This is a genomic window from Actinomadura sp. GTD37 (assembly GCF_041951365.1).
Taxonomy (GTDB): domain Bacteria; phylum Actinomycetota; class Actinomycetes; order Streptosporangiales; family Streptosporangiaceae; genus Spirillospora.
The window spans coordinates 20,545-41,891 of record NZ_JBGNUS010000009.1; the positions used below are offsets into that span (position 1 = coordinate 20,545).

17 protein-coding genes are annotated in these 21,347 nt (G+C 73.7%); 9 read left to right on the forward strand and 8 right to left on the reverse strand.

Features of this window, described 5'->3' with window-relative positions:
• Positions 1-73 precede the first annotated feature (73 nt).
• The 4 genes from cysC to ACA511_RS33800 all read left to right on the forward strand — a co-directional run bounded on the left by cysC (position 74) and on the right by ACA511_RS33800 (position 4,611).
• Positions 74-1,606, forward strand: coding sequence for an adenylyl-sulfate kinase (gene cysC, locus ACA511_RS33785; RefSeq protein WP_375028759.1), 1,533 nt, complete (start codon positions 74-76; stop codon positions 1,604-1,606).
• Positions 1,607-1,708: 102 nt separating this feature from the next.
• Complete coding sequence (locus ACA511_RS33790; RefSeq protein ID WP_375028760.1) at positions 1,709-2,632, forward strand: sulfite exporter TauE/SafE family protein; 924 nt, start codon at positions 1,709-1,711, stop codon at positions 2,630-2,632.
• 120 nt (positions 2,633-2,752) lie between these two features.
• On the forward strand, positions 2,753-3,772 hold the full coding sequence (locus tag ACA511_RS33795) for a hypothetical protein (protein WP_375028761.1): 1,020 nt from the start codon (positions 2,753-2,755) through the stop codon (positions 3,770-3,772).
• Positions 3,772-4,611: a hypothetical protein gene (locus ACA511_RS33800; protein ID WP_375028762.1), complete on the forward strand. Its 840-nt coding sequence runs from the start codon at positions 3,772-3,774 to the stop codon at positions 4,609-4,611. Before ACA511_RS33795 ends, ACA511_RS33800 begins: the two co-directional genes overlap by 1 nt.
• Here the strand turns inward: ACA511_RS33800 and ACA511_RS33805 are convergent.
• Both ACA511_RS33805 and ACA511_RS33810 read right to left on the reverse strand, forming a co-directional pair.
• Positions 4,589-5,632, reverse strand: coding sequence for a hypothetical protein (locus ACA511_RS33805; protein ID WP_375028763.1), 1,044 nt, complete (start codon positions 5,630-5,632; stop codon positions 4,589-4,591). The genes ACA511_RS33800 and ACA511_RS33805 overlap by 23 nt on opposite strands.
• Before the next feature lie 135 nt (positions 5,633-5,767).
• Positions 5,768-7,747, reverse strand: a complete 1,980-nt coding sequence (locus tag ACA511_RS33810; protein WP_375028764.1) for a hypothetical protein — start codon at positions 7,745-7,747, stop codon at positions 5,768-5,770.
• A 427-nt stretch (positions 7,748-8,174) separates the two neighbouring features.
• Between ACA511_RS33810 and ACA511_RS33815 the strand changes: the two genes are divergently transcribed.
• From ACA511_RS33815 to ACA511_RS33835, 5 genes are read left to right on the forward strand one after another with little or no spacing between them, the layout of a single operon-like run.
• The gene (locus tag ACA511_RS33815; protein ID WP_375028765.1) at positions 8,175-9,983 is read left to right on the forward strand and encodes a Wzz/FepE/Etk N-terminal domain-containing protein; all 1,809 of its coding nucleotides are present in this window, start codon (positions 8,175-8,177) and stop codon (positions 9,981-9,983) included.
• 16 nt (positions 9,984-9,999) lie between these two features.
• Positions 10,000-11,589: an O-antigen ligase family protein gene (locus ACA511_RS33820; RefSeq protein ID WP_375028766.1), complete on the forward strand. Its 1,590-nt coding sequence runs from the start codon at positions 10,000-10,002 to the stop codon at positions 11,587-11,589.
• Positions 11,552-12,772 (forward strand): hypothetical protein, encoded by a 1,221-nt coding sequence (locus ACA511_RS33825; protein WP_375028767.1) that lies wholly within the window; start codon positions 11,552-11,554, stop codon positions 12,770-12,772. Before ACA511_RS33820 ends, ACA511_RS33825 begins: the two co-directional genes overlap by 38 nt.
• Positions 12,765-13,640, forward strand: coding sequence for a sulfotransferase domain-containing protein (locus tag ACA511_RS33830; protein ID WP_375028768.1), 876 nt, complete (start codon positions 12,765-12,767; stop codon positions 13,638-13,640). Before ACA511_RS33825 ends, ACA511_RS33830 begins: the two co-directional genes overlap by 8 nt.
• Positions 13,637-15,253 (forward strand): oligosaccharide flippase family protein, encoded by a 1,617-nt coding sequence (locus ACA511_RS33835; protein WP_375028769.1) that lies wholly within the window; start codon positions 13,637-13,639, stop codon positions 15,251-15,253. The genes ACA511_RS33830 and ACA511_RS33835 overlap by 4 nt, the downstream gene beginning before the upstream one ends.
• A gap of 36 nt (positions 15,254-15,289) precedes the next feature.
• On the opposite strand, the gene ACA511_RS33840 is transcribed toward ACA511_RS33835, so the two are convergent.
• The 6 genes from ACA511_RS33840 to ACA511_RS33865 all read right to left on the reverse strand — a co-directional run bounded on the left by ACA511_RS33840 (position 15,290) and on the right by ACA511_RS33865 (position 21,323).
• The gene (locus tag ACA511_RS33840) at positions 15,290-16,105 is read right to left on the reverse strand and encodes a WecB/TagA/CpsF family glycosyltransferase (RefSeq protein WP_375028770.1); all 816 of its coding nucleotides are present in this window, start codon (positions 16,103-16,105) and stop codon (positions 15,290-15,292) included.
• Positions 16,102-17,040, reverse strand: coding sequence for a glycosyltransferase family 2 protein (locus tag ACA511_RS33845; protein WP_375028771.1), 939 nt, complete (start codon positions 17,038-17,040; stop codon positions 16,102-16,104). The genes ACA511_RS33840 and ACA511_RS33845 overlap by 4 nt, the downstream gene beginning before the upstream one ends.
• A complete protein-coding gene (locus ACA511_RS33850; protein ID WP_375028772.1) occupies positions 17,037-18,053 on the reverse strand; it encodes a sulfotransferase in 1,017 nt (338 codons plus the stop codon). Before ACA511_RS33850 ends, ACA511_RS33845 begins: the two co-directional genes overlap by 4 nt.
• 6 nt (positions 18,054-18,059) lie before the next feature.
• Complete coding sequence (locus tag ACA511_RS33855) at positions 18,060-19,322, reverse strand: sulfate adenylyltransferase subunit 1 (protein ID WP_375028965.1); 1,263 nt, start codon at positions 19,320-19,322, stop codon at positions 18,060-18,062.
• Between the two features lie 29 nt (positions 19,323-19,351).
• A complete protein-coding gene (cysD, locus tag ACA511_RS33860) occupies positions 19,352-20,269 on the reverse strand; it encodes a sulfate adenylyltransferase subunit CysD (RefSeq protein WP_375028773.1) in 918 nt (305 codons plus the stop codon).
• A 127-nt stretch (positions 20,270-20,396) separates the two neighbouring features.
• Complete coding sequence (locus ACA511_RS33865) at positions 20,397-21,323, reverse strand: 3'(2'),5'-bisphosphate nucleotidase CysQ (protein WP_375028774.1); 927 nt, start codon at positions 21,321-21,323, stop codon at positions 20,397-20,399.
• Positions 21,324-21,347 lie beyond the last annotated feature (24 nt).

Below are 21,347 nucleotides of genomic sequence, written 5' to 3' on the forward strand. Positions count from 1 at the left end.
ATTTTTCCTGCGGAAACTCCCACTGACACGGACGAGCCCGGCTCCCCGCCGCCGGGCGGGATCGGAGATCGCGGTGACCGCCGAAGCCGGCCTTCCCGACACGCTGCGCGACCTGCCCGCCTGGACCCCCGGTCCGGTGGAGCTCGCCGACCTGGAGCTGCTGCTCGCCGGGGCGTACCCTCCGCTGGCCGGGTTCCTCGGCTCCTTCGACACCGCGGCGGTGACCGCCGGCGGCCGGCTCGCCGACGGCACGCCGTGGCCGGTCCCGGTCACGCTGACCGTCCCGAAGGAGCTGACCGGGCACGAGCGGGTCGTCCTCCAGGACCCGGAGGGCGTGCCGCTCGCCGTGCTGGAGGTCACCGAGTCCTGGCAGGACCCGGTGACCCAGGCGTGGCGGCTCGCGGGGCCGCTGGAGGCGCTCCGCGCCCCCGCGCACGGACCGTTCCACTCCCTGCGCCGCCGCCCCGCCGAGCTCGTCCCCGCCGAGGGCGCCGTCCCGGCTGAGTCCCCCGGGGGCGGCGGGGCCCCCGCGCCTTCCGGGAACGTCCTCGCGGTGGCGACCCGCGAGCCCCTGCACCGCAAGCAGCTCGGCCAGCTGCGCCAGGTCGCCGAGCGGCTCGGCGCGCGGGTCCTCGTCCTGCCGCTGCTCGGCGGCGCGCACGACGACTCCCTCGTCCGCGCGCTGCTCGGCGTCCGCCGGGAGCTGCCGGACGGGGCCCGGATCGTCCCGGTGCCGCTGCCCGTCCGCGGCTCCGGCGCCGCGCAGGAGGAGCGCGACGTCCTGCTGCGCGCGCACGTCGCCGCCGCGTACGGCGCCACCCACCTGCTCGCCGAGGCGCAGCTGGACGGCACCGCGATCCCGCTGGTCGTCCCCGAGCCGTGGGCCTACGACGCCGACGTGGAGGTCTGGCGGCCGGTCGCGCGCATCGAGCCCGACCACGTCCAGGCGGAGCTGACCGCCCGGCGGCTGGACGAGCTGCTGGACGCGGGCGAGCCGGTCCCCGACTGGTTCACCCCGCCCGCCGTCGCGGCCGAGCTGGCGCTGGCGCGGCCGCCGAAGCGCTCGCGCGGCATCACGGTGTTCTTCACCGGGCTGTCGGGCTCCGGCAAGTCCACGGTCGCGCGCGGCCTGTCCGACGCGCTGATCGAGCGCGGCGGCCGGACCGTCACGCTGCTGGACGGCGACGTCGTGCGCCGGATGCTGTCGGCGGGCCTGACGTTCTCCCGCGCCGACCGCGACCTCAACATCCGGCGGATCGGGTTCGTCGCCGCCGAGATCACCCGGCACGGCGGCACCGCGATCTGCGCGCCGATCGCCCCGTACGCGGCGACCCGCGCCGAGGTGCGCCGGATGGTGTCCGCCGTGGGCGACTTCATCCTGGTGCACGTCGCGACGCCGCTGGAGGAGTGCGAGCGCCGCGACCGCAAGGGCCTGTACGCCAAGGCGCGGGCGGGCCTCATCCCGGAGTTCACCGGCATCTCCGACCCCTACGAGGCGCCCGGGGACGCCGACCTGACGCTCGACACCTCGCGGCTGGCCCCGGACGAGGCGGTCGGCCGGGTTCTCGACCTGCTGGTGGCCGGCGGCTGGGTTCGTCCCGAATAGCTCAACTGCCCCCGTTTGTCCCTCGACACCCGGGTTACACCCATCTGAGCTCGTCCTCTAGGGTGTACGGGAGTTTTCCTATATGGCAGGTAGGTCATGCCGATGGACTTCGATTGGACGATGGCGCTGGGCTCGTTCCTCGTCGCCATCATCGTCGGGCTGACCGGCATGGGCGGCGGCGCGCTGATGACGCCGATGCTCGTGACGTTCTTCGGGGTCAGCCCGCTCGCCGCCGTGTCCAGCGACCTGGTCGCCGCCGCCGTGATGAAGCCCGTCGGCAGCGCCGTCCACTACCGGCAGGGCACCATCAACATGCGGCTGGTCGGCTGGCTGTGCGCGGGCTCGGTGCCCGCCGCGTTCTCCGGCGTCCTGCTGGCGAAGGCGCTCGGCCACGGCACGTCGATCGAGGACCTCATCAGCAAGGCGATGGGCGCCGCCCTGATGATCGCGGCGATCGGGCTCGTCCTGCGCGCCTACCTGGGCCGCCGCTCGGGGGCGGGCGAGGACGGCGGCAAGGCGCCCGAGGTGAAGGTGCGCCCCGTCCCCACCGTGCTGATCGGCATCGTCGGCGGCCTGGTCGTCGGCATCACCTCGGTCGGCTCCGGCTCCCTCATCATCGTCGCGCTGCTCGCCCTGTACCCGGCGCTGAAGGCCAACCAGCTCGTCGGCACCGACCTGCTCCAGGCCGTCCCGCTGGTGTTCGCGGCGGCCATCGGGCACCTGCTGTTCGGCGACTTCCGGATGGAGGTCACCGCCGCCCTGCTCGTCGGCTCCATCCCCGGCGTCTACCTCGGGTCCAAGGTCTCCTCGCGCGCCCCCGGCGGCCTCATCCGCCGCGTCCTGGCGCTCGTCCTGGTCGCGTCCTCGCTGAAGATGTTCGGCGTCGGCGCCGTCCCGCTCGCCTGGACGATGGTCGTCCTCACCGCCGCCACGGTGGGCGTATGGCTCGCCACCCGGCGCCGAGGCCCGGGCCCGGCCGCCGAGCACGCCGGGCCGCCGCGCTCGGAGTCGCACGCCGTCCGCTGAGGACGGCCGGTTCCGGTCGCGGGCCCCGTCCGGCCGGGCAATGACGCGAATGGACGATCGCACGGACCGGTAATCCCTAGAATCAGCCAATCAGTGCTGTTCATCCCGAGGAGGCCGTCCGTGCCGTCAGTGCCGCCCCTGCCGGTCCGCCGCGTCGCGATCCCGATCGCGCTGGCGGCGCTGCTCGCGCCGCTGGGCGCGCCCGGCGCCCTCGCCGCGGCTCCGAACGGCGTCGAACTCGACGCCGTGGTCGAGAGCCTCACCGAGAACGGCGGGCTCTACATCGCCCCAGGCGTCCGGGACCTCAGTGACGGCCAGCTCGACAAGCTGCGCGAACCGCTGGAACGCGCCCACCTCCCGGTGTACATCGCGATCTTCCCTGCCGGGACGCTCCCCGCCCGGACCACCGCCTACAACCGGCTGATCGCCGACATCTACCAAGAGGTCAAGCGCAAGGGCACCTACGCGGTCGTGGTCGGCAAGACGGTGCGGGCCTACTCGTGGAGCGTCTCGCCGGGCACGACCAGGAAGGCGTGGGCGGGCGCGAAGAAGAACGGCGGCGGGAGCCTGGTCAACGAACTCTCGCTGTTCGCGCGCAGCGCGGGCGCCGCGGCGCCCGGCAAGCCGGGCCCGGGGCCGGACATCGGCGCGGAGAGCCCCGTCGCCACGCCCCCGCCCGAGCCCGACGACAAGGCCGCGACCGACCCCGGCAGCGCGTCGGTGCCGGTCGACGACGAGGGCGGCATTCCGCTCGGACTGATCGGGGGCGGCGCGGCGGTCGTCGCCGTGGCCGCCGGCGGCGCGGTGTTCCTGCTCCGCCGCAAGCGGCGCCCGGCGGTCGCCCCCGCGGGCGGGCCCGCCCCCGCCTCCGGCGGACCGGGCAGACCCGGTGGCCCGGGTGGACCGGGCGGCCCTGCGGGCACGCCGGGCCCGGACAGCCCTGCCGGTCCCGCCGGTCCCGGCGCCGCCGCGCAGGCCCCCCAGACTCCGCAGGGCCCGCAGGCCCCACCCGCCCCGCCCGCCCCACCGGCCCCCTTGACGCCGCCCACGCCGGGCGCCGCGCCCTCGGACGCCCCGCGACCCGGCGGTCCCTCGTCCGGCGGCCCCGCGACCGGCGACGACCGTCCGCCGACCGTCTGATGGCCGCTCTCGTCGCCCTCTGCGTGCTGGGGCTGGTCCTGACCTTCATCATCGGCTACGCCTGGACGAGCCGGCCCCCGGGCGACCAGGCGGCGGCGACCGCGCGGCTGCGCACCGCCCGCACGCAACTCGACGGGACGCTCGGCCCGGTCGGCTCCTTCGCCGTCTTCCTCGGCGCGGGCACGTTCGTGGTGACCGCCGTGTGCCTGCCTCTCGGCGAGCTGTGCCAGCGGCTCCTGAAGAGCCACGACGTCCCGATGTTCAAACTCGCGCAGCGCACCGTGCGGCCCGGCGCGTGGACGGACGTGATGAAGGTCCTCACCCAGTCGGGGAACGTGTGGCCGACCCGGTACGTCGGGCTGGCCGGGGCGATCGCGCTCACGCTCCTCGCCCTCCGGAAGGGCCGCCGGGTGTGGGTGCCGGCGCTGCTGATCGGCTCGGTCGTCCTGGTGGAGCGCTTCCAGCAGACCGCGCTCGGCGCGCTGGTCGACCGGGGGCACCCGCCGACGACGCTCGGGACCTACCCGTCGGGCGGCTGCGCCCGGCTCATCTCGATCTACGGCGCGATCGTGCTGATCACGCTGTCCTACCTGCGGGCGGGCCCCCGGGTGCGCGCCGCCGTGTGGGGCGTCTTCGCCGCGTTCGCGTTCTGGGAGGGGTACACGCGCTGGTACCTCAGCAAGCACTGGATCACCGACGTGTACGGCGGCTGGATCTACGGCTACCTGCTGCTGGCCGTGGTCGTGTTCGCGGGCCGGTCGCTGCTCACCGAGGGCGCGGACCGGAGGCCGTCCGCGGACGGCGGGCGCGAACCGGTCAGGGCGGCTTCAGCCGGTTGAAGTCCGGCATTTTGGTGATCTGCCGGAATGCCGTCGCCGAGTCGTCCGTGGCGTTCCATCGCGTGTCCCCCACGGGCGTCTTCGGCGACTCGAAATAGAAGAGCGCCTTCAGCCGGGGGTATTTGGGGAGCTGGCGCGGGACGGACGCGAAGAAGCGCCGGCTGAAATCGGGGTCGTTCTTGCGATTGACGGTGCCCCACTCGGCGAGCATGAGCGGCTTCTTCGGGAACCGCGCCGACGCCCACGCATAGAATCCCGGCCATTTCGGATAATCCGGACGCGTCTTGTTGACCAGCGTCCCGAAATCGTTCACCCACTTGTCCGCGTAGAGGTCGGCGGCCACCCAGTCGATCACGTCGTCGCCCGGATAGAGGTCGTTGAACCAGGGCTGCGACCCCCAGTTCGGGACGCCCATGTAGGCCATCACGGTCACCACGTTGTCGGCGCCGCCGGCCCGCAGCCGCTTGATCACGTGCCGGACCATGGCGCGGTAGTCGCGGGCGGTGTACCCCGACCCGGGCGACGGCCGGACCTCCTCCTCGGGCTCGTGGTGGACGGCGAGGAAGAACGGGTGCGGATGGGCGGCGCGGATGCGGCGGGCGATGTCGTCGATGTGCTCGTCGACCGCCGGGTCCCCGGCAGCGACCTGCGCCCACGTCCGGCCCATCTCGGGCTTCCAGTTGAGGAACAGCAGCCGGCTCCGGCCGCCCTCCCGCGCGATCGCGATCTCGCGGTCGGTCGGGAAGATCTCGCCGTCCCGGTGGTAGAGGTGCACGACGTCGGCGGGGTGGCGGGTCTTGTCCTCGAAGTCGTCGAGGGCCTTCTCCGTCGACTTGCTCGTGAACACGCCCGGCGCGACCCCCCACCACCGGCCGCACTCGGGGACCAGCCGCTTGGAGACCGCGCAGGCGGGGCGTTCGGCCGAGTCCCCGCCGACGTAGACGCCGACCCCGGCGCCCGCGAGGACGACCGCGCCCGCTCCCGCGCCGAGCGCCCAGCGCGCCTTCCTCGTCATGGCCATCAGAAAAGACTCCCGTTGCACGTAAAGGCCAGGCGCCCACCGTATTAGGGCGGGCGCCCGGCCCAATATCACTGCCGCGCTACAGGTCGCACGAGGGAATGGCTTACCTTCGTGCGGTCCGCGGCGAGTGGCGCATCAGCCGACGAACAGGCCGCGGCCTCGCCAGTCCTCCGTGCTGACCACCGTGGAGCTTCCACTCGGCGCACCGTCGACGAACTTCACCGCGTTCAGCCGGCCGTCGCTCGCGACATAGTAGAGCTTACCGTCCGAAACAAACATTCCTCGGACGTTCGACCAGCCGGAGGACGCCGCGGTGTACTCCAGGGCGCCGAGGATTCCGCTCTCCGGCGTGAAGTAGCGGTAGTACAGCGCCGAACTGCCGGACCGGGTGTAGTACATCCGGCCGTTGTCGAAGAACATCCCGAGCGTCCGGCCGCCCGACAGCGAGCTGTAGAAGTCGGGCTGGCGGCCCTTCCAGCTCGGCTCGTCGGCGTCCCACGCCGCGTCGGCGTAGGGGTTGGCGAGCACCTCGGCTCCGACCGCCGTGCCGTTGAACGCGCGCTTGTACAGCTTGCCGTCGGCCTTGGCGTACCAGAGGACGCCGTCGATCAGCATCGTGCCCCGGACGTCCGACCAGTCCATGCCGCCCGCGACGGTCTCGGTGACCGCGGCGCCGGCCGCCGTCCCGTCGAAGGTGCGCGAGACCAGCTTGTCGGGCTGCACCATCGATCCGGGCGCGGCGACGTACACCTTGCCCGGCAGCTGCCCGGTCTTGTCCTCGGGCAGCGTCGTCCCGCCCGTGAACGGGAAGTAACCGATCTTCCCGCGGAACTTCTGCGACGCCGGCGGCAGGAAGTAGTTGGTGTCGCTGCCGACCCACAGGCCGTCGGAGGTCACCAGCAGCGACCAGGCGCCGTCGCCGCGGGGGTCGCGGCCCGGGTTCCAGGAGAGCGGGACGCCGTTGCGCGGGTCGAGCGCGGCCAGGCCGGGCCTGGTCACCGCGCCCGGGCCGGCGTTGTCGCGGCCGCTCGGGTTGTTGGACCAGCGGGGGTGCCCGCCGGCGAACACGGCCGAGCCGGAGACGGCGACGGAGTCGATCGTGTCGCCGCCCGTCCAGTTCACCCACGCCGGCTTCACGTTCGAGCCCTCGGCGCCGGTGTCCCAGCGGGTGACGCTGTCGCAGAGCTGGGACGTGCCGTACGGGCCGCCGGTCGAGCCGACCACCACGTACTTGCCGTCCGGCGACATCGCCATGTCGCGGACGTAGCTGTCGAAGACGGTGTTGCACGAGGTGGCGAACCCGTCGGTCTTCCACGTCGTGTCGAGCGCGTCGGAGGAGTCGCCGAGGTTCAGCCGGGCGAACTGCCGCCGCTCCTCGCCGCCCGCCGTGCGGAAGTTCCCGAGCGCGAACATCTTCGTGCCGTCCGGGGTGGCGGCGATCCGGCGGACGCGCGAGACGCCGCCGTTGTGCACGCCGGTGAACGGGACGGTGCCGAACTTGGTCGACAGCCCGCCCGTCGTCGGGCTGAGCGCCGCGAGGCCCTTGCGGTTCGCGCCCGCGACCGAGGTGAACTGCCCGGCGAGGTACACGCGCCCGTGCGCCTGCTCGATGTCGAAGACGGCGCCGCCCTTGACCCCCGGCGTCTTCCAGGTGCCGTTGGCGAGCTCCTTGCCGGTGGCCGCGTCGAGCCGGGCGAACTTCGGCCGGGCCTTGCCGTTGACCGTGTTGAACTTGCCGCCGACGAGCACCGACTTGCCGTCCGCCCCGGGCGCGAGCGCCAGGACCTCGTCGTCGAGCTGCGGCTTGAAGGCGGTGTCGAGGCGCTTGGTCGAGGCGTTGATCGCCAGGAGGTTCGTCGCGGCGTACGTGGTGTCGCCCTGCTTGACGGACTTGAACTTGCCGCCGACGAAGATCTTGCCACCGACCTGGGTCATGGCGTAGACCACGCCGGCCCAGCCGCCCTGGTTCGGCTCGATGTTCGGGGTGCCGCCGTAGGGCGTCTCGGCGGGCATCTTCCCAGCGGGGGTTTGCGCGGCGCTGGCGACGACCGGGACCTGCCGGCCCTCGGCCAACTGCGGGGCGGCCACGAGGCCGATCCCAGCCAACGCCGTCACCGCAACCGTCGTATCACGGCGCAGACGCGACACTTATGCCTCCTCGGCGGGGATTCCTCGGAAAGACGAAGTATTGACCCAACGCGCCCATCGTGTCGCAGGTACAGTCGCCTGAGGCGAGAGTTACCCGACTGATACTTTTGGGGGGAGCCCGCGCTAGCATAGCGGCGCGCATGTACGGCCGCTAGGCCGCATCCGACTTCCGAACGGCCCGGCGCGGACCGCCGCCGGCCCGCCCGCGACCGCTCCATCCGGCGGCCCCATCCGGCGGCGCCCACCGGCGCGGAGAGTGTCCGAACCGGGTCGTCGCCCGCTATATAGTGACCGCGACGCCACGCCCCCCACCTCACCCGGCGACTTCCGGCGGCCGGACCCGGCGGCCCGGCAATCGCGCGGCGGCGGGGCGGTGACCGCGAAAGGGACTGAAGTGTCGTCTAGTCCAGCACCCTCCAAAGAGTTCGTCGACTACACCGGGCTGATCCGGCGGCGTTGGGGAATCGTCGTGTGCTGCGCCGCGCTCGTCTTCGCCGCCGTCGCCGCCTACACGTTCACGGTCGCCAAGACCTATACCGCCGAGGCGCAGGTCCTCGTGGCGCCCACCGGCTTCGACGACTCCGCGCCGGCGGCGTCCAAGACCCAGTCGGACGTCAACCTCGACACCGAGGCCCAGGTCGCCAAGTCGCTCGAGGTCGCCAAGGAGGCCAAGCGCCTCCTCAAGTACGAGGACTCCGAGAACCACCTGCTGGCGCACGTCACCGTCTCGGTCCCCCCGAACTCGGGCGTCCTGACCATCGCCTACACCGACGACAACCCCAGCGGCTCCGCGAACGGCGCGAACCTCTTCGCGCAGGCGTACCTCAACCAGCGCACGGCGTCCGCCCAGGCGAACCTGGCGCGCCAGATGGACGTCATCAGCAAGAAGGTCGAAGACCTCACCAAGCGGAACAAGCTCCTGCTGGACCAGATCCCGCGCACCAGCGGCGCCACCCGCACCTACGCGCGCAGCCAGCAGCAGATCATCGGCCGCCAGATCACCGAGCTGACCGGCCGCCTGGGCTCCCTCAGCACCACCACGATCAACCCCGGCCGCATCATCAGCAACGCCTCCACGCCCACCCGGCCCAGCGGCCCGAACGTGCCGCTCTACCTCATCGGCGGGCTCATGGCCGGGCTGCTGGTCGGGCTCGGCGTCGCCGCCGTCCGCGACCGCCTCGACACCCGCCTGCGCAGCGCGGCGGACGTGGAGCGGATGCTCGACATGCCCGTCCTGCTGGAACTCCACCCGGCCGGCAAGGGCGAGCGGCTCGGGCTGCTGCCCGCCCGCAGCCGCAACGGGCAGGAGGTGCACGAGCTGAGCCACCAGCTCAACGCCGTCCTCGGGCACGGCAACCACGTGATCCTGGTGACCAGCGCCACCGACGGCCCCGGCGCGGGCCTGTCGGCCGCGAACCTGGCCGCGGCGCTCGCCCGCACCCAGTCCCGCGTGGTGCTCATCTGCGCCGACCTGCACTCCCAGGAGTCGGCGCGGCTGGCCGAGGCGCCGACGAGCATCGGCCTCGCCGAGGTCCTGCTCGGCTCGCGCTCGCTCCGCGACGTGATGCTCCGCTCGCCCGTGCAGAAGCGGCTGTGGGTCGTCCCGCCCGGCATCGACACCGACCTCGCCTACGAGCTCCTCCAGACGCGGCAGATGGTCCACGTCGTCGACCAGCTCCGCTCCAACACCGACTACGTCGTGATCGACGCGCCGTCCACCAGCAGGAGCGCCGACGCGCAGGCCATCGCCGAGGCCGCCGACACCGCGCTCGTCGTCGTCGAGGTCCCGGAGGCCAAGCGCAAGGACCTGGAGGAGTCGGTGCGCGCCCTCGACCGGATGAGCGTCGCGGTGCTCGGCACCCTCGTCGTCCCGGCCCAGCCGCGCACCGAGACCGCCCACCCGCGGACCGGCCGCGCCGTACGGCCGGCCCGCGCTCCGCGGCCGGTGGCGGGCGGCGCGGCCGGCGCCGGGGGCCTGGGCAAGCACGGCGGCCTGGACCTCGAAGCCTTCGGGGACGGCCCCCCGGACCGCACCGTCATCGACGGCCCCGGCGACCGTCCCGTCGCCGGTCAGCGGCGGAGCGAGCTCGCCAAGCCCGAGGCCGACATGGACGCCGAGCACCGCGCGCCGGCCAACGGCAGCGAGCCCGACACGACCTCGGTGATACCGCGCTACAGCCGGCACGACGACCCGGACGACTAGTCCGGCCGACGCTGAGATGCCCATCCCCTCCACATCGTCCGCGGATTCCGCGCCGGAGACCGCGTCCGACGGCGCGGTCCCCCCGTCGCGGATCGAGGAGCCGCTCCCGATCCGGCTGCGCGACCTGCCGCGCACGACGTGGCCGCTGATCGCGCTGCTCGTCGGCTACCCGGTGTGGTGGCTCCTCGGCCTCGGCGTCTTCAGCTTCGTCATCTGCGCCGTGCCGATGGCGCTCATCCTGCTCAACCGCCGCCCGCTGCGGTTCCCGCCCGGCTTCGGGCTGTGGGTGCTGTTCCTGGTCTGGTACCTGGTCAGCCTCACCATGCTCGACAAGAACCCGCCGGGCGCGTACGGCGAGTTCGACTTCGGGCGGGTCGTCTCGGTGCTGGTGCGGCTGGTCGTCTACCTGGCGTCCGCGATCATCGCGCTGTACGTCGGGAACCTCAGCGAACGGGAGCTGCCGCGGCTCGCGCTCGTGCGGATGCTCGGGGCGCTGTTCGTCACCACCACGCTCGGCGGGCTGCTCGGCGTCCTCTACCCGAACTTCACCCTCACCCCGCTGTTCGGGATGCTGCTGCCCGGACGGATGCGCACCGACGCGTTCGTGCAGAACATCATCAACCCCACCGCCGCGCAGATCACCTGGGTCGGCTCGGTCAAGGCGATCCGCCCGGAGGGCCCCTTCGAATGGGCCAACACCTGGGGGAACAACTACTCGATCCTGCTGATCTGGTTCGTCCTCGGCTGGTGGGTGTACGCGTCGCGCAAGCGCCGGATGCTGGGCGTGGGGATCTTCGCGCTCTCGCTGATCCCGGTCGTCTACGGGCTGAACCGCGGGCTGTGGGTCGGGATCGGGCTCAGCGCCGTCTACGTCCTCGTCCGGCTGGCGCTGCGCGGCCGGGTCATGGCGCTCGGCGTGGCGGGCGTCGCGCTCGTGCTCGGCGGCACCCTGTTCGCGGTGTCGCCGCTGTACGCGCAGGTCCAGACGAGGCTCGACAATCCGCAGAGCAACAGCATCCGCGCCTACACGCGCGCGAAGACGATCGAGGCGACGTTCACCTCGCCCATCATCGGCTACGGCACCACGCGGTACGCCGTCGGCAGCGACAAGACGGTCGTCACCGGCAAGACGGAGGCGTGCCCGGAGTGCAAGCACCCGCCGCTCGGCTCGGACGGCCAGTTGTGGCTGCTGCTGATCTCGCAGGGCTTCGTGGGGGCGGGCCTGTACGTCCTGTTCTTCCTGAACGCGATCCGGCGGTACTGGCGGGACATCTCGCCGATCGCGACGGGCGGCGTCCTGACGATGCTGCTCGTGCTCTTCTATATGACGGTCTACGACGGGCTCTACACGCCGATGCCCCTCTACCTGCTGTCCTTCGCGGTGTTGTGGCGCAACGGCATGGACCTGAGCAAGCCGCGCGGCGAACCGATCGCCGTGCGCGCCCGGCAGGCGCGCGACAAGACGCTCGTCGCCGCCCGGACGCGGCGGCTGCTGGAGTCGAAGTCGCGCCGGGCCGCGCTGTCCACCCGGACGAACGGCACGCCCATCAGGATTCGGGAGGGAAAACGTGAGCGACACGGCGGACCGGCTGGCGGCCCTGAGTGAGACGGCACGGCTGCTGTGGCCCGAACCCGCACGCGTCGCCTTCGGCTCCGGCGACCGCCTCCTCGCGCCCGGCGCCCGCCGGCCCAGGATCCTGCTGCCCGCCGACCGCGCGGCCTCCGTCGCGGCGCTGCGCGCCTACGGCCGGGTCGAGTCGCGCGCCGCGCGGCTGGTGACGGCCGGGCTGACCTGGTCGCTGCGCTGCGGGCTCGGGCGGGCGGTGCTGCGCCAGAGCGTGCGCGTGGACGTCCCCGACGGGGCCGAGACCGTGGAGACGTACCTGAGCGCGGCCCTGGGGCGTCCGGTGTGCGCCGCGCTGTACGCGCGGCCCGCGGGCCGTGCCAACGACAAGCCGGTGCTGCAGGCGCTCTCCCCCGGTTCGAGCGGGCCGCCGGTCGCGTTCGTCAAGGTGGGGGTGAACGAGCTGACCGGGCGGCTCGTGCGGGCCGAGGCGGCGGCGCTGGCGCGGCTGCCGCGCGCGGCGGGCGCCGTGGTCCGCGCGCCGGAGGTGCTGCACTTCGGGTCGTGGCGGGGGCTGGACGTCCTGGCGCTGACCCCGCTGCCGACGTGGGAGCCGGGCCGTCCGGTCACGCCGGACCTGCTGGCCGCCGCGCTGCGGGAGATCGCCGCGGCGGCGGGGACGCGGCGGCTCCGCCTGGCGGCCTCCCCGTACTGGGCGGCGCTCCGCGACCGCGTCGCCGCGCTGCCGGGCGAGGCGGCGGACCGGCTGCGCGCGGCGCTCGCGGAGATCGGCGAGCGCCACGGCGACGCCGAGATCGCCTTCGGGTCCTGGCACGGCGACTTCACGCCGTGGAACACCGGCGGCTCGGACGGCGGGCTCCTCGTGTGGGACTGGGAGCGGTTCGCCGGCGACGTCCCCGTGGGCTTCGACGCGCTGCACCACGTCCTCCAGCGGGCGGTCTCCGACCCGGCGGCCGACCCCGCGCGGGCGGCGGCCGGCTGCGTGCGCGACGCCTCCGCCGCCCTGGCCCCGTTCGCCGCCGGGCCCGCGCACGTCCGGCCCGCGGACGCCGGGCTCGTCGCGCGGCTGTACCTCGCCGAACTCGCCGCGCGCTACCTCGCCGACCGGCAGGCCGAGGCGGGCGCCCGCCTCGGCGACGTCGGCGCCTGGCTCATCCCCGCCCTCGCCGAGGGCGCGCACGAAGCGAAGGAAACGCATGGCTGACAAGCACCAGGCGGCGCGGCCCCCCGGGCACAAGCGGCTGGCCCAGGCCGCCGCCGTCACCGCGGGCAAGGCCACCCACCGCGCCCGCATGCTGCCCGGATTCCTCATCGTCGGCGGGCAGCGCTGCGGCACGACGTCGATGTACCGGACGCTCAGCCAGCACCCGGCGCTGCTCAAGGCCCTGTGGCACAAGGGCGTCCACTACTTCGACACCGGCTACGGCAACGGGCTCCCCTGGTACCAGGGGCACTTCCCGCTGCGCGCGACGGCCGCGCGCGTCGAGCACCGGCACGGCGTGCGGCCGCTGGCGTTCGAGTCGTCGCCGTACTACGGCTTCCACCCGCTGGCGGGGGCGCGGATCGCCGCCGACCTGCCGGACGTGAGGCTGCTGATGCTCGTCCGCGACCCGGTGGAGCGCGCGTACTCGGCGCACTCGCACGAGCTGGGGCGCGGCTTCGACACCGAGCCGTTCGAGCGGGCGGTGGAGCTGGAGGAGGAGCGGCTGGCGGGCGAGGCCGAGCGCCTCGCCGCCGACCCGGCCGCGACGAGCCACGCCTACCAGCACAACGCCTACCTCGCGCGGGGCCGCTACATCGAGCAGATCGAGCGGCTGGAGGGGCTCGTCGGCCGCGACCGCCTCCACGTCGTGGACAGCCACGAGTTCTTCACCGAGCCGGAGACCGTGTACAAGGGCGTCCTGGACTTCCTCGGCGTCCCGCCGCTCGGCTCCCCGGTGTTCGAGCGGCACAACGCGCGCAGCCGCTCGCCGCTGCCGGACGCGCTGCGGGCGCGCCTCGACGAGCACTTCCTCCCCTACGACGAGCGGCTGGCGAAGTGGCTCGGCCGCACCCCGTCCTGGCGCCGATGAGCGCGCCCACGACCGGCGCGGACGGTCCCGGCGGGCCGGGCGGCGCCGCACCCGCCGCCGGCGGGCCCGCGGCGGAGGGCGGCGGCGCGGGCCCGGGGTCGAAGGGCTCCGACGTCGGCGCCCTCGCCCGCGGCGGCGCCCTGAACATCGCCGGCGCGGGGATCTCCGCGCTGGCCCAGCTCGTCGTCGTCGCCGTCATCACCAACGCGTTCTCCCAGGACGAGGCGGGGATCCTCTTCGCCGCGACCTCGGTGTTCCTGCTGTTCGGCGCGATCGCCGAACTCGGGACCCAGACGAGCCTGGTGTACTTCATCGCCCGGTTCCGCTCGCTCGGCCGCACCGAGCGGATCGGCCCGCTCGTCCGGCTGGCGCTGCGGCCGATGGTGCTGTTCTCCGCGGTGCTCGGCGGCGTGCTCTTCGCGGCGGCGCCATGGGCGGCCGAGGCGATGATCCACGGCGACTCCGGGGACGGCGTGACCTACCTGCGGGTCCTCGCGGTGTTCCTGCCGGTGATGAACCTGTCGGCCGGGGCGCTGGCGGCGACGCAGGGGTTCCGGCGGATGCGGCCGTCGGTGCTGGTGGAGAACATCGGCCGACCGCTGGTGCAGCTCGCCGCGGTCGGCGCGGTGGCGGCCGCCGGGGCGTCCGGGCTCATCGCCGTCGCGTGGGTCGGGCCGTACCTGCCCGCCGCGGTGCTGGCCGTGCTCGCGATGCTCTCGCTGGTCCGCCGCACCGCGCCGGCGGACGGCGCCGCCCCGGACGTCCCGCCCGACCTCGGCCGCCGCTTCTGGCGCTACGCGCTGCCGCGCGGCCTCGCGGGCATCACCCAGATCCTGCTGCAGCGCATGGACATCCTGCTGGTCGCGGCGATGCTCGGCGCCCGCGACGCGGCGATCTACACCGCGGCGTCCCGGCTCCGCGTCGTCGGCCAGCTCGCCAACCAGGCCATCTCGCAGGCCGTCCAGCCGCAGCTCTCCGAAGTGCTCGCGCACGACGACCGCCGCTCCGCCAACACGCTCTACCAGACCGCCACGAGCTGGCTGATGCTGGCGAACTGGCCGCTGTTCCTGCTCTCGGTGATGTTCGCCGAGCAGCTGCTGCGGATGTTCGGGCACGGCTACCACACCGGTGTCTCGGTGATCGTGGTGCTGGCGATCGCGATGCTGCTCCGCGCGGGGACGGGCATGGTCGAGGTCGTCCTCATGATGGCGGGCAAGACCACCTGGAACCTCGGGAACGTCGTCCTCGCGCTCGGCGTGAACGTCTGCGTCAGCGTGCTGCTCATCCCGCACATCGGGATCATGGGGGCGGCGCTCGGCAACGGCGCCGCGCTGCTCGCCCGCAACGTCATCCCGCTGCTGCAACTCCGCATGAAGCTGGGCCTGCACCCGTTCGGGCCGGGCTCGCTGGCCGCCGCGGCGCTGGCGGGCGTCTGCTTCGGCGCGGTGCCGCTGCTCGTTCGGCTGACGTGGGGCGGCGGCCTGCCCGAGCTGGCCGCCGCCGCGGCCGTCGGCGGCACCGGGTACGTCGCGGGCTGCTACCTGCTGCGCCGCCCGCTGCACCTGGACGAGGCCGCGCACTCGATCCTGCGCCGCGGCCGCCCGCGCCGCTGACCGTCCGGGGCGCGCCGCAGGGCGCCCCGGACGCGGCTAGCGGCGGTACCGGTCCACCGCGCAGCCGGTGAGGAACCGCGCCGCGAACGGAAGGTCGTGCAGGATGTAGCGGCTGAACAGGCGCCGGGGCTCGCCCGCCAGCCGGTGCAGCCACTCCAGGCCCGCCCGCTGCATCCACTCCGGGGCACGCTCGATCTCACCCGCCGCGAACGGGATCGCCGCGCCGCACCCCACGAACCACGCGCCGGGCAGCGCGGGCCGCAGCGCGGCGATGAGGCGGTCCTGGCGGGGGAACCCGAGGCCGACGAACACCAGGTCGGGCTTGACCGCCGTGAGTTCGGCGGCGATCGCGGCGACCTGGCGTTCGTCCCGGTCGAAGCCCATCGGCGGCGCGGACGCCCCCGCGACGCGCAGCCCCGGGTACCGCTCGGCGAGGACGGCGCCGGCGCGTTCGGGGACGCCGGGCGCGCCCCCGCCGAGCAGGTAGACCGACCGGCCGTCGCGCGCCATCGCCGCGCTCAGCGTCCAGATGAGGGACGCCCCGGTGACGCGGGCGGGCAGCGGGCGGCGGGCGAGCCGCGCGCCCCACAGGATCGGCGTCCCGTCGGCGACGACGAGGTCGGCGCCGGTGACGAGCGACCGCGCCTCCCCGCCGCGCCGGGCCTGCCGCACGATGTCGATGTTCGGCGTCACCAGGTGGCCGCCCGCGCCGCTCGCCAAGCCGGCGGCGACGCGCTCGACGACCTGCTCCTCGGTGAGCGCGTCGAACGGCAGGCCGCGCAGCACGACGCGCGGCCCGCCGCCCGCCGCCGCGTCCTCCGCGGCGGCCCCGGCCTCGACGCCGCCCGTCATATGCCGTGCCCCTTCGCGTGCAGGGTCCGCAGCACCCGTTCGTCGGAGACGAGCCCGGACGCGACCGCCAGCGCGAACGGCACCCGCCGCTCCCGCCAGTTGGCGCGCATCGCCCGCCGCGACCAGCTCAGCGCCTCCCGGCGGCGGCCCAGCCCGGCGTTCCAGAACGCGATCTGCGCGTAGACGCGCGCCGACCCGACCGGGTCGGCGGCGAGCTCCGGGTGGTGCGACAGCATCCACCGCAGGCCCTCGATCTTGGTGGCGTACTCCCCGGCGAACAGCGACGTCCGCCCCCACAGCACCCGCACCAGGGGACGGTCGACGTTCACGATCGGGTGCCGCCGCGCGGCGCGCAGCGCGAAGTCCCAGTCCTCGTTCTGGCCGGCCGGGATGGTCTCGTCCACCAGCCCGATGCCGTCCGGCCCGGTCAGCGCCGCCCGGCGCGCCAGGTACGTGGACGAGTGGACCATCACCATCCGGGACCGCACGAGGTCGGCGTGCGTCACCTCCTCGGCGCCCGCGAGCCGCGCGTTGCCGCCGTCGCGGAACTCCACGAGGATGCCGCAGCTCGCCAGCACGGCGTCCGGCCGGGCGGCGAGCGCGGCCGCCTGCGCGGACAGCTTCTCCGGCAGCCACCGGTCGTCGTCGTCGCAGAACGCCACCAGCTCGGTGTCCAGCGCGAGGATGCCGGTGTTGCGCGCCCCCGCGAGGCCCGGCGCGCGGTCGTTGGCGAGGACGGTGACGCGGCCGTCCGCGCCGGGCACGTCCGCGAGGGAGAGGTCGGGCTCGGCGCGGTCGTACACGACCGCGACCCGCAGCGCGCCCGGATAGTCCTGGGCCAGGACGGCGTCCAGTGCCGCGCGCAGCAGCTCCGGACGGTTGTGCGTGGGGATCACCACGCCGACGGACGGATGTCCGCCCGGCTGCTCCGTCATGCGTCGCCTCCGAGATAGCTGTAATGGCGCAGCAGCGGCAAGGTCATGGCGGTGACCTTGCGCTGGTCGGCGGCCGGCAGCGCGGTCCGCCACCGGTCGTCGGACCGGATGTCGATGCGTCCGGTGCGGAAGCGCATCGGGTTGCCGGACGCGGTGTGGTTGGCGGTCAGCTCCGCGTGGCCGTCGCCGGCGAAGGCCAGCGCCGCGTCTCCGGCGGGCAGCCCCGCGAACCGGGCGATGTCGCGCAGCCGGCCGCGCGGATCGGCGACGAAGTCCTCGTAGCGCATCCGCCGCACCCGCACGCCGCGCCGCGCGAGGAGCTGGTAGGCGCCGTTCTCGGCGTTCCAGTGGACGGCGGTGCGGTGCGGCGGCCACCGCGTCATGTACTCGTCGCCGCCCGCGTCGGCCTCCGGGCGCCGCACCTCGCGCGTCCACGAGTAGGCCACGCCGCGGCTGTCGCGCACGACGTGCAGCACCCGCAGGTCGAGCCGCCCGGCCCGCGCCGCCCAGCGCAGGCAGAACGCGAGCGACGCCTGCTTGCTGGAGTCGATCAGGACCGTCGCGCCGGCCTCCGCGGCGACGGCGCGGTACAGGCGCAGGTAGTGGTCGACGTACTCGGTGACGAGCGGCGCCCGGTCGGCGGGGAGCCGGTCGCGGGCGAGCGCCGGGATGTGGCGGGTGCGGTCCACCGCGGCGCGCAGCTCCGCGAAGCGGCCGAGGTCCAGCGCGTCCCAGCCGCCGAACGCCGCCTTCCCGACGCGCAGCCACACCGGGCACTCGCCGAACGGGACGCCGCAGCCGCAGCGCTCCCCCTCGTGGACGCCGCGCTCCCACAGATGGACGACCTCGCCGAGCGCCATCGCGCCGGGCAGCTCGCCGAGCAGCCGCTCGACCAGCGTGGTGCCGCTGCGGCCGAGCCCGCCGAGGAACAGGACGCGGGGCGGGGCCGCCCCCTCCGCAGGCCCGTCCGCTGGCCCTTCGGCGGACGCGTCCGCATTCGGGTGGGGGGACACACCGGCCTACTTCGCGCCGAGGATCATGCCGGCCGCGACGGTGTTGTTGGTGGCCTCGTCGATCAGGATGAAGCCGCCGGTGAGGCGGTTGCGGGCGTAGTCGTCCACGAACAGCGGCTGGGTGACGCGGAGCGAGACGCGGCCGATCTCGTTCAGGCCGAGGCCGTCGGCCTGCTCGTCGCGGTGCAGGGTGTTGACGTCCAGGCGGTAGTGCAGCGCCTTCACCATCGTCTTCGCCGTGCGGGTCGTGTGCTTGATGACCAGCTTGGACCGCGGGGTGAGGGTGCGGTCGGGGGTCATCCAGCAGATCATCGCGTCGATGTCCTGCGCGGTCTCGGGACGGTTGTTCGGCCGCGCGATCATGTCGCCGCGGGAGATGTCGATGTCGTCGGCGAACCGGAGCGTCACCGACATCGGCGCGAACGCCTCCGGCACGGAACCGCCCGGCCCGTCGATCTGGGTGATCGTCGTCGTCAGCCCGGACGGCAGGTGCACGACCTCGTCGCCCGGCTTCAGCACGCCGCCCGCGACCTGGCCCGCGTAGCCGCGGTAGTCGTGCAGATCGGGGTCGGTCGAGGCGTGCGGCCGGATCACGTACTGCACCGGGAACCGCACGTCGATCAGGTTCCGGTCGGACGCGATGTGCACGTGCTCCAGGTGGTGCAGCAGCGACGACCCCTCGTACCAGGGCATGTTCACGCTGCGCTCGACGACGTTGTCGCCGTGCAGAGCCGAGATCGGGACGAACGTCAGGTCGGTCACGTCGAGCTTGGACGCGAACGCGGTGAACTCGTCCACGATCCGCTCGTAGACGCCGCGGTCGTAGTCGACCAGGTCCATCTTGTTGACCGCCACGACCAGGTGCGGCACCTGGAGCAGCGTCGTCAGGAAGGCGTGCCGCCGCGACTGCTCCAGGATGCCCTTGCGGGCGTCCACCAGGATGATCGCGAGGTCGGCGGTCGAGGCGCCCGTCACCATGTTGCGGGTGTACTGGATGTGCCCCGGCGTGTCCGCGATGATGAACTTGCGGCGCGGCGTCGCGAAGTAGCGGTAGGCGACATCGATCGTGATGCCCTGCTCCCGCTCGGCGCGCAGCCCGTCGGTGAGCAGCGCCAGGTTCGTGTACTCCTCGCCGCGCTCGGTGCTCGTGCGCTCCACCGACTCCAGCTGGTCCTCGAAGATCGACTTCGAGTCGAACAGCAGCCGGCCGATCAGGGTCGACTTGCCGTCGTCGACGCTGCCCGCGGTCGCGAACCGCAGCAGGTCCATGGGCTTGCCCGCGGGCTCGTTCCCGGCCATCAGAAGTAGCCCTCCTTCTTGCGGTCCTCCATCGCGGCCTCACTCGTCCGGTCGTCGGCGCGGGTCTGGCCGCGCTCGGTGATCCGGGTCGCCGCGATCTCCTCGATCACCTCGTCCAGCGACGCCGCCGACGACTTCACCGCCCCCGTGCAGGACGCGTCGCCGACCGTCCGGTACCGGACCGTCGCCTCGAACTCCGGCTCGTCGTCGCCCCGGTTCGCGAAGCCCGTCTCGGCGTCCAGCAGCAGCCCGTCCCGCTCGAACACGCGGCGGGTGTGCGCGAAGTAGATCGCGGGGAGGGCGATGTCCTCCCGCCGGACGTAGTCCCAGATGTCGAGTTCCGTCCAGTTGGACAACGGGAACACCCGGACGTGCTCACCCTGCACGATCTTCGTGTTGAACAGGTTCCACAGCTCGGGACGCTGGTTCTTCGGATCCCACTGGCCGAACTCGTCCCGGAACGACACCACCCGCTCCTTGGCGCGGGCCTTCTCCTCGTCCCGCCGCGCCCCGCCGAACGCCGCGTCGAACCGGTGCTCCTCGATCGCGTCCAGCAGCGGCGCGATCTGCAACCGGTTCCGGGACGCCCGGCGGCCCTTCTGCTCGGTCACCCGGCCGCTGTCGATCGCGTCCTGCACCGACGCCACCACCAGCCGCACACCGAGCTCGCCGACCCGCCGGTCGCGGAACTCGATCACCTCGGGGAAGTTGTGCCCGGTGTCGACGTGCATCACCGGGAACGGAATCGGCGCGGGCCAGAACGCCTTCTCGGCCAGGCGCAGCATCACGAGGCTGTCCTTGCCGCCCGAGAACAGCAGCACCGGCCGTTCGAACTCGGCCGCCACCTCCCGGAAGATATGGATCGACTCGGCTTCAAGGACGTCCAACTGCGACAGCAGGTAATCGGAACGCTGCATGGTCTGGGGCTCTCTCCACGCTGTTCTGGCAGATTGCAACCGGTGGCCCGGGACGGGACGTCCCACCGGGTCGAACACCGGCCTACCGCGGTTCAGTCCCGGCCGGCCGGAGACGGTCGGGCGGACGTCACCCCGGCAGGGCGCCGGCCACTTCCGCGATGCCGGTCAGCAGCATCGACGCCGACATGGGATGGCACACCAGGATATCCGGGAGCCGGGGGTCCTCCCGGTTGTACACCAGCGGCGACCCGTCGACCCGGGACGCGTGCGCCCCCGCGCCGAGCGCCACCGCCGCCGGAGCCGCCGAATCCCACTCGAACTGGCCGCCCGCGTGCACGTACGCGTCGACCTCGCCGAGCAGCACCGCGGAGATCTTCGCCCCCGCCGAGCCGATCGGCACCAGTTCCACGTCCGCGTCCACCCGCTCGGCCAGTTGCCGGACGAACTCCGGCGGCCGCGTCCGGCTCACCGCGACGCGGAGCTTGCCCGCGTCCGGCGCCGGGACGTGCAGCGGCACCTCGCGCGGCTGCGCCGCCCCCGCACCGGCCGTCACCGGCTCGGGCTCGCCCGCCTCCGTCCGGACGAGGGCGGCGCCGCCCGTCGCGTCCGTGCGCAGCGTCAGGCCCTGCGCCGGCAGCGCCACCGCCCCGGCGACCAGCCGACCGCCCGTCCCCTCGCGCTCCCACAGCGCCACGTGGACGGCCCAGTCGCGGCGGCCCTCCTCGGAGAACTCGCGGGTGCCGTCCAGCGGGTCGACGATCCACACCCGGCCGGCGGTGAGCCGCTCGGCGGTCGCGGTGTTGCGGGTCGGGGCGCGGTCGTCGTCCTTCGACCGCTTCCCCGCCACGGAGGAGCGCCCCTCCTCGGACAGGACGGCGTCACCGGGACAGCGCTCGGCCAGCGCCGCCATGAGGAACTCGTGCGCCCGCAGGTCGCCCGTGTCCTTCAGGACCCGGGGATCGGCGAAGCCCACCTCGGCCCGCACGTCCAGCAGCAGCCGGCCCGCCGCGCCGGCGAGCTCCGCCGCCAGCGCGTGATCGTCCCCACCCGTCATCCGCTGATCACATTCCCGACTCGA

What these genes read in the sequence shown, in the direction of transcription:
- ACA511_RS33865 (WP_375028774.1), bottom strand. Translation starts at nt 21,323, where the DNA reads ATGACGGGTGGGGACGATCACGCGCTGGCGGCGGAGCTCGCCGGCGCG.
- ACA511_RS33845 (WP_375028771.1), bottom strand. Translation starts at nt 17,040, where the DNA reads ATGACGGAGCAGCCGGGCGGACATCCGTCCGTCGGCGTGGTGATCCCC.
- ACA511_RS33820 (WP_375028766.1), top strand. Translation starts at nt 10,000, where the DNA reads ATGCCCATCCCCTCCACATCGTCCGCGGATTCCGCGCCGGAGACCGCG.
- ACA511_RS33835 (WP_375028769.1), top strand. Translation starts at nt 13,637, where the DNA reads ATGAGCGCGCCCACGACCGGCGCGGACGGTCCCGGCGGGCCGGGCGGC.
- ACA511_RS33800 (WP_375028762.1), top strand. Translation starts at nt 3,772, where the DNA reads ATGGCCGCTCTCGTCGCCCTCTGCGTGCTGGGGCTGGTCCTGACCTTC.
- ACA511_RS33840 (WP_375028770.1), bottom strand. Translation starts at nt 16,105, where the DNA reads ATGACGGGCGGCGTCGAGGCCGGGGCCGCCGCGGAGGACGCGGCGGCG.
- cysD (WP_375028773.1), bottom strand. Translation starts at nt 20,269, where the DNA reads ATGCAGCGTTCCGATTACCTGCTGTCGCAGTTGGACGTCCTTGAAGCC.
- ACA511_RS33805 (WP_375028763.1), bottom strand. Translation starts at nt 5,632, where the DNA reads ATGGCCATGACGAGGAAGGCGCGCTGGGCGCTCGGCGCGGGAGCGGGC.
- ACA511_RS33830 (WP_375028768.1), top strand. Translation starts at nt 12,765, where the DNA reads ATGGCTGACAAGCACCAGGCGGCGCGGCCCCCCGGGCACAAGCGGCTG.
- ACA511_RS33790 (WP_375028760.1), top strand. Translation starts at nt 1,709, where the DNA reads ATGGACTTCGATTGGACGATGGCGCTGGGCTCGTTCCTCGTCGCCATC.
- ACA511_RS33855 (WP_375028965.1), bottom strand. Translation starts at nt 19,322, where the DNA reads ATGGACCTGCTGCGGTTCGCGACCGCGGGCAGCGTCGACGACGGCAAG.